The following is a 6,714-nucleotide window of genomic DNA, read 5'->3' as shown; positions in this document are numbered from 1 at the left end:
TTTTTGTAAGAATCTCTGCTATCATATTAATCCTAAACCTTTTATGTGTTTGCGTTTATGTTTAATTTCAAAAATCATTCGCATAAGCAATGCTTCTATGAAGTCGGGAGAATGACCTACTAATTTTTTCATTATAATCTTCTTGATAATAGTCCAGCCTTTCTCTTCACTGTCTTCATCCTTTCGTATCGCTTTCCTTTCCTTGTCGAGAATCTGTCTAAGGGGAACTTTCTCAAACCCTTTGCCGGAGAACTTGCGTTCAAGAAGAGTCGGTTCAATGGAAATCTCCCGGTTGATAATTTTTTGTGCGAACAGATATGCCGCTTGTGATTTTAAATTCGCATAGATGTATTTGAATTTCTCTTCCACGGCTTCTTTGTTGTTGAATGGGATTGCATTCGGGAAAAAGCCTTTGAATATTTGTCCGAGTCCGTTAAGGTCATAGGTGAAGCATTCTTCTCTTACATGCCATTCTTCCAGCATCGCTTTTACGGTATCGACTGTTTTCTTGCTGTCAAGTTTGCAAACAAATATGTCTCTTATATGCCATCCTTCCCACAGCCACATGACAAGACTGTCGCCACCCTCAAATGCCGCATCACATGATACCCGGCGTATTCCATCACCTATCTGCATGGAATTGCGGTATAAGGCTTCCATGTGAGTCAGCTTTATTATATCATCTCCGGCAGCTTTGTATTTCCAGTTACCGTCAAGATCGCGTGCGCGTTGTTCGTCTGACTGGTTGACAAGGTTAGCCAAATAGGTCGGATCAGAAGACATCAGTTTTACATTATCGGAAAGTTTTGCTTCAATAAAAGTAACCGACTTGATAAACAGTTCTTGTGGTGTGCCATATTGCTCATACTCCGGCTTCCAGTAGGCGTGTATAATATCCTTGCATTGCTCATATACTTCCTCACGGGTATCTCCCCAATATATACCTGAAACATTGTCCCCGTCCATAAAACAATACCGGACTCTGCCATCACGTTCCGGGATTGGAAGACCATCTTCTCCGATCCACCAGTCAATGAATTTTGCAACCCAGCTGTCAGGATCAGGGTTACATGTTCCGATAAAGCGGTTACGGATATGAAAGGCGTTACGGTTACAAGTGATAAGGTATTTGAATTTGAGATATTCCATGTGGGTTATTTCATCCACACCTATATATGCGAACTGTTTACCTTGAAAACGCTTTTTGAAATCGTCAAGTGTGTCAGCATGATAGCTGAATTTTAAAAATCCACCTTTATAGAAATTCCAGCGCATGTCGTTTTTGGACTTGTTGTATTCCCCAAAATCATCATATAAGGTGGATGATGTTTCTACCATATCAGAGAGATCGTCTATCTCATGCCGGAGAAGCACAGAACGGAAGTTTTTATTTTTTATATCTTTCAATGTTTCCATAAGAAGAGTAAAAGTTTTACTTCCTCCACGGCATCCCCCACAGATGGTAATATCAGCCGGGGTGGAGAGCATGTTTTCCTGCCCTCCACCTTGTGCGATTATCTTATTCGGATTAGGAATTTTCCTATCCGCGTCCCTTAACATTTGGATATATTCATAATCAAGCACCAAACTGGCATTAACCGTTTTTATTCCACTATATTTCTCCATAAAAAGAAAACCGATCCTCACATTACACATGTGGAGACCGGCCTATAAGCTCTGATTCTAATATTGCAGTACAAAAATACGCATAAAGAGTATTATTTTCTACATTTTAATAGAAAATAATATCAAAAATGTTTTGAGAAAAGAAATCCAGTACATATATTTGCAACGAAAACATGGAGTATGATAAAAATTAGTGCGGATAAAGATGCAGATCAAAGGGAAATATACAACAAGATAGTTTTATGTCCGATATGCGGTCAGAAACTAACTGATATAAGCTATGTCAATGGTGTTGTTATATTGAGAGTGAAGTGTCGTAGATGCAAGAACTACATAAATGTGGATATTGTGGGTACAAAGTAGTTTTCAGGATAATATCGCGGAGTGGAGCAGCTGGTAGCTCGTTGGGATCATAGCCCAAAGGTCATTCGTTCGAGTCGAATCTCCGCAACAATAGTTGGAGTTGCCGCATTGTTTCTCCCTTCGATGTGGCGTATGGGGATAAAGGGAGAATATGGAAAGATGGCAGACGTGGTGTATGCGCCGGACTGAAAATCCGGTTAAGGTGATTCGATTTCATCTCTTTCCACAAAACCTATACGGTGTGGTTCAATTCCCACAGGTACGCTGAAATGGGGTATCGCAGGTTAGGTGAGTATAGGTATATTGTCCGGTTAGCTCAATTGGTAGAGCAATACACTGTTAATGTAAAGGTCGGTAGTTCGATTCTATCACCGGGCGCAATGAAGCGGAGATAGTTCAGTTGGAAGAACGTCAGATTCCAAACCTGATTGTCGGGGGGTTCGAGTCCTTCTCTTCGCGCATATTGAGATATGGTGTAATGGCAACACAGCAGATTTTGGTTCTGCTATTCAAGGTTCAAATCCTTGTATCTCAACAAATGGCGTATTCGACTAACGGTTAGGTCGTCACCTTTTCACGGTGGAAACCAGAGTTCGATTCTCTGATACGCTACACAGAATGAATAACGTCCGAAATACAAGGGAAATGCGGTGGTTTCACCGAGACATCTTGTAGGTCGCATATTGGAAGTATGGGTGAGTGAACGATACCACCTCTTTGCTAAAGAGGCAAGCTGAAAGGCTTCGGAGGTTTGAATCCTTCTGCTTCCGCAAAACGGGTAGTTACCGAAGTGGCAAACGGGATAGACTGTAAATCTATTGGCTTTCGTCTTCATTGGTTCGAGTCCAATACTGCCCACTATTAAATGGAAAATAAGACCAAAGAGTCAGATTGATGCAAAAAGCATTGTCTGACTCTTTTTTTATTCAACATAAACACAAAATAAACACGATGGAACAAGAAAAAATCTTATCCACATTAAGTGAGAAACTTGGAGAAACCAGTTTTTCACCGCAGACATTACAGACGTATGTAGAACTTAATCCCATAGCCGAAGGTTCGGAGCCTGACGAGGCTTATTGGAACAAGGCTGTGAATTTTCTGAAAGGGATGCAAGGACAGTACAACCATGATGTCGCAACCAGAGTTGAGGACTTTAAGAAAAACTATAAGCCCAAACCGACTCCCCCGACACCTCCAACTCCACCGGTACCACCGAAAAACGATGATGAACTGGAGAAGAAACTGAAAGAACTGGAAGCACGTTTAGACGCGGAAGACAGCAAAAAGGTTCAAGCTGATTTGTTGAAGAAGGTTACGGCTGCAATGAAGGCCAAACAAGCGAATGATGATTATGTGTTGAGCAAGACCTTACAAGGGGTAACTTTCGATACCAAGAAAACTGTGGATGAACTGGTTACTGAATTTCTGCCGAAATATGATGCAGAATATAAGGCGTGCAGGGGTTATGGCACCGCCCCAAGAACTTCTGACGGTTCAGGTGGAACACAACACAATGCAGCCAGCAGATACTTTGAACGTAAAGGCAAGAAGGAAGGCTGGAAGAAGAATTGAAATTATTAACTCTAAAACAATAAATGTATGGGAACAATGGGTAACACGTTTGATGTGAACACCGTGAAATACGGACATGCCCGTAAAGTGTGGCGTGAAATCCGTCACCGTTATCCGGGCGGTGGTATGGTGAGTAACATTTCCGATTGGGTTGCGGTTGGCAAGATTCCTGCCGGTACAGCAGTGAAGTTTGATCTTTCAGGCAAGACTTTTAAAGCCTATACGGACGAACAGATTAAGGCGGCTGAATCAGATATTACCACTCTTGGTATTAATGGCTATTTGCAAGAAGATGTTCTTGTAGCCAGTGAAAACACGAAGGCCAGTGGGACAGTAGTCTATGCCGGAGAGATTTATCAGTACATGTTTGACGAAAAAGTGGTTGCTATCCTGCAAAAGATTACTACACTTCCTCAAATTGTATGGGTGCAGTAGAAGAATTTGAAAATAACATTTAAAACACGACAATTGTATGAATACACTTCCTATTGATTTGTACAAGGTTATCGAATATGGGCTTGGTGGGGACACTTGGCAAGAATTTATTGACCGTTACAAGGAGAAGTATGACCTACTTCAAATTGATGGTTTTGAATTTGAAGCAACCAAGTTGGATTATACTTTCTCCCAGCTTATTACGAGCCTCGGCGTGAAAACGCTGCCAGCTTACGTTGATCCGGAAAGTCCGGGTTATGAAGCTGCATTGGGAGAACTCGAAGGAAGGACGGGTAATATCCCGACTCAAAAGAAGTTCTACCGTTTGAACCGTGTGACTGTGAGACAACAATTACAGCTGTTGCAACGGGTAGGCATGTCCGCATTGACGGAAGAGATGCAGAATGTGTTCTTGGGCTTGCTTGATGAAAGTGCTGACGGTCTTATCGGATCGTACTACAATGCGCTTACTCACCAGCGAATGAGAATTGTTTCCACGGGTAAGTTCACTATTGATACTGATAACAACCCACGTGGTTTGAAGGGTATCACTATTGACTTTAATATCCCTGGAAACCATTACCAGGTATTGCCCGGCACAAGCTGTTGGTGGACTAAGGATGAACATATTCCGGCAAATCAAGGCTCTGCCTCTGATCCGATTATGGATATAAAGAACAGAGTGAAAGAGATTCGCCGCAAATATCATTATTTGGGCAAGATCAGGATGGAGCTGGCGCAGGACTTGTGGGATGATTTAATGACTCATACTGCGGTTCTTAAACGTATCGGTCATTCTCTCTATCCGACTGTGACGGATGATAGTACGGTTATTGCCAATGCACAGAATGAAGATGAAGACCGCCTGAAAGCCATTTTCAAGAAACTGGTTAAAGTGGATGAAATCGTACCACGTGACAGCTATGCTTTTGTTGACAAGCCCGGTAAGGATGCAGACGGACAGCCTGATCTTATCACTGAACAAGTGGAAAACTTCAAGGCTACCAATATCGCCTTTATACCGGTAGGTCAGATTGGTACAATTCAAGGTGTGGAACCTTTGACTTTGGGATATGAGGCAAACAAGGTTGCTTCTTATGACGGTGGACGTTTGAAACTGACACAGAGAGCCAATCCTGAAACACATTCAATCTATATTGAAAGTGAAGCCGCCCAAATGTGTGTGCCGAGAATGCCGCAGTATATGTTCATTTCTACTGTGACTGTGTAACTCTTAACTTCATGCAAGAATGAGTGAGGAACTTTCTCATACGGAAGATATGACCATTGAAGACTTTTTGAGTGGCGCAACCGCTTATGAAATAGCGGATAACGCCCTCAAAAGGGTTCTTGTCAAGCGGAAAATCGCTTTTGGAACAATGGTAAGTGAACTGACCGAAAGGCAACTTGATCTTGCCACTGCCGATATTTATATGTGGTGTGCAAGCACTCCAAGCAGTAAGAATGATACCGAAGACAGTGACGGGGGATGGAAGCATAAGGAAGGTGGTTGGCAGACCAGCGCATACGACAAGCGGCAACTCCGTGAAATGGCGAAAGAACTGTATGAGAAATGGGATGAAGAAGTTGTAAAGGGCACTAAAATCAGAATAGTCAATTTTTGAGTATGAAAGTAAATAATCCACGGCATCCGCACAAATGTACTGTTTACCGAATTATAGGTGAGGATTCTTTCAGTGATGGTGAGAAGGTGATCTTGTATGAAGGTATATGCCGAAAGGAAGGTAGTACAAATTTGCGGACATTCAAAACCGATAATGTGATAAAGAGCGATTATCTGTTGAGCCTTCCCGGAATTGTTGAAGGAATATTGGCCGGTGATCTGATAGATGTCACGGACAGACAAGGCACTTTCACTCAATGTATGGTTACTGATAGCTATGCCGGAAATTTGGGAACAACTGTGTATTTCAATCTTGCAAAAAATTAACGCATGGATAACCGGAGCAATGAAGTATTGTTTGATGAAGGAATAAGGAAGGCAAAGGAGCTTGTTTCAGGATATATCTTTGATGTCTTGACTAAATGCTGTGAAGAACTTATCCAAGATGCACTTGATAACAAGTCAGGCTTTCGGAATCTTACGGGTAATACAATAACCAGTTATGCGTGCGGATTATTCATGGACGGTAGATTTTCCTATTTCGTTTGTAGTGGAGATTCAATGAAACAACCGGTGAGAGTAAAGCTGACTAAAGGTGAAACATTTGTAGGTGTCAGTTATGATAATCAGAACAGACGTTTTACTGGAACAATAGAAACTGATAAAGGTTATGGCGAAGCATTCTCCTTTGATTTCTTGAAAAGATATAAGTCGGAATCACGTAAAGGATTTGAGATAGTAATGTGCACGGGTACTGAATATTCAACCTATTTGGAGAATGTGTTGAATGCAGATGTTCTGACCGGAACATTTCAAAGGGCACAAAATACATTATTCAAGAACTTTAAACCAATGAAATGATGGGACGGACAGTTTATAGACGTATGGATATATTAAAACAAATCGCTGATGCAGTAACCGGCATTGGTGAAAAGGTTTTCATAACAGATCGTCCGGCTGCTGAACAAAAGGCGATGAAGGACTTTGTTGTTATCCGGTTGCCACAAACTATCCAAGATAAAGGAAGTACCTACCAAGACACTTACTGTCAGATAAACGTTTTTGCGCATGATCGCTCAAACGGTATTGAG

7 protein-coding genes, 8 tRNA genes and 1 pseudogene are annotated in these 6,714 nt (G+C 41.7%); 15 read left to right on the top strand and 1 reads right to left on the bottom strand.

Translation table 11 applies throughout. The features are described 5' to 3' along the window. Nucleotides 1–21: 21 nt before the first annotated feature. Nucleotides 22–1,656 carry a terminase large subunit domain-containing protein gene (locus ABUA47_RS16190; RefSeq protein ID WP_005794423.1) on the bottom strand — a complete coding sequence of 545 codons (1,635 nt, stop codon included), beginning with the start codon at nt 1,654–1,656 and terminating at the stop codon, nt 22–24. Nucleotides 1,657–2,004: 348 nt separating this feature from the next. On the opposite strand from ABUA47_RS16190, the gene ABUA47_RS16185 reads away from it, so the two are divergent. From ABUA47_RS16185 to ABUA47_RS16115, 15 genes and pseudogenes are all read left to right on the top strand, one after another. Then, nucleotides 2,005–2,077, top strand: a tRNA-Met gene (locus ABUA47_RS16185). Between the two features lie 65 nt (nt 2,078–2,142). Next, nucleotides 2,143–2,215, top strand: a tRNA-Phe gene (locus ABUA47_RS16180). Between the two features lie 79 nt (nt 2,216–2,294). After that, a tRNA-Asn gene (locus ABUA47_RS16175) sits at nt 2,295–2,367 on the top strand. 7 nt (nt 2,368–2,374) lie between these two features. After that, nucleotides 2,375–2,448: transfer RNA gene (locus ABUA47_RS16170), tRNA-Trp, on the top strand. A gap of 5 nt (nt 2,449–2,453) precedes the next feature. Then, nucleotides 2,454–2,524, top strand: a tRNA-Gln gene (locus ABUA47_RS16165). A gap of 5 nt (nt 2,525–2,529) precedes the next feature. Then, nucleotides 2,530–2,601: transfer RNA gene (locus tag ABUA47_RS16160), tRNA-Glu, on the top strand. Between the two features lie 73 nt (nt 2,602–2,674). Next, nucleotides 2,675–2,759, top strand: a tRNA-Ser gene (locus ABUA47_RS16155). A gap of 6 nt (nt 2,760–2,765) precedes the next feature. Continuing rightward, a tRNA-Tyr gene (locus ABUA47_RS16150) sits at nt 2,766–2,847 on the top strand. Between the two features lie 93 nt (nt 2,848–2,940). Continuing rightward, the gene (locus ABUA47_RS16145) at nt 2,941–3,564 is read left to right on the top strand and encodes a hypothetical protein (RefSeq protein ID WP_349824482.1); all 624 of its coding nucleotides are present in this window, start codon (nt 2,941–2,943) and stop codon (nt 3,562–3,564) included. Nucleotides 3,565–3,591: 27 nt separating this feature from the next. Further along, entirely contained in the window at nt 3,592–3,999 is a 408-nt protein-coding gene (locus ABUA47_RS16140) for a hypothetical protein (protein ID WP_008673431.1), read from the top strand. Between the two features lie 37 nt (nt 4,000–4,036). Beyond that, nucleotides 4,037–5,230: a hypothetical protein gene (locus ABUA47_RS16135; protein WP_349824481.1), complete on the top strand. Its 1,194-nt coding sequence runs from the start codon at nt 4,037–4,039 to the stop codon at nt 5,228–5,230. Nucleotides 5,231–5,249: 19 nt separating this feature from the next. After that, nucleotides 5,250–5,624: a hypothetical protein gene (locus ABUA47_RS16130; RefSeq protein ID WP_007846587.1), complete on the top strand. Its 375-nt coding sequence runs from the start codon at nt 5,250–5,252 to the stop codon at nt 5,622–5,624. 2 nt (nt 5,625–5,626) lie between these two features. Then, nucleotides 5,627–5,950: a hypothetical protein gene (locus ABUA47_RS16125; RefSeq protein WP_004326777.1), complete on the top strand. Its 324-nt coding sequence runs from the start codon at nt 5,627–5,629 to the stop codon at nt 5,948–5,950. A gap of 3 nt (nt 5,951–5,953) precedes the next feature. Continuing rightward, on the top strand, nt 5,954–6,484 hold the full coding sequence (locus ABUA47_RS16120; RefSeq protein ID WP_004326776.1) for a hypothetical protein: 531 nt from the start codon (nt 5,954–5,956) through the stop codon (nt 6,482–6,484). A gap of 23 nt (nt 6,485–6,507) precedes the next feature. After that, a pseudogene (locus tag ABUA47_RS16115) lies at nt 6,508–6,714 on the top strand (hypothetical protein); the annotation flags it as partial.

It is taken from the genome of Bacteroides sp. RTP31139st1_H2_RTP31139_211217, assembly GCF_040227615.1.
Taxonomy (GTDB): Bacteria; Bacteroidota; Bacteroidia; order Bacteroidales; family Bacteroidaceae; genus Bacteroides; species Bacteroides uniformis.
Note: the sequence above shows the minus strand (reverse complement) of the source record. Positions and strands in the feature narration are given on the sequence as shown.

Excerpts from the sequence above, each read along its gene's own strand:
- ABUA47_RS16120 (WP_004326776.1), top strand. The coding sequence starts at position 5,954 with ATGGATAACCGGAGCAATGAAGTATTGTTTGATGAAGGAATAAGGAAG.
- ABUA47_RS16125 (WP_004326777.1), top strand. The coding sequence starts at position 5,627 with ATGAAAGTAAATAATCCACGGCATCCGCACAAATGTACTGTTTACCGA.
- ABUA47_RS16135 (WP_349824481.1), top strand. The coding sequence starts at position 4,037 with ATGAATACACTTCCTATTGATTTGTACAAGGTTATCGAATATGGGCTT.
- ABUA47_RS16145 (WP_349824482.1), top strand. The coding sequence starts at position 2,941 with ATGGAACAAGAAAAAATCTTATCCACATTAAGTGAGAAACTTGGAGAA.
- ABUA47_RS16140 (WP_008673431.1), top strand. The coding sequence starts at position 3,592 with ATGGGAACAATGGGTAACACGTTTGATGTGAACACCGTGAAATACGGA.
- ABUA47_RS16190 (WP_005794423.1), bottom strand. The coding sequence starts at position 1,656 with ATGTGTAATGTGAGGATCGGTTTTCTTTTTATGGAGAAATATAGTGGA.
- ABUA47_RS16130 (WP_007846587.1), top strand. The coding sequence starts at position 5,250 with ATGAGTGAGGAACTTTCTCATACGGAAGATATGACCATTGAAGACTTT.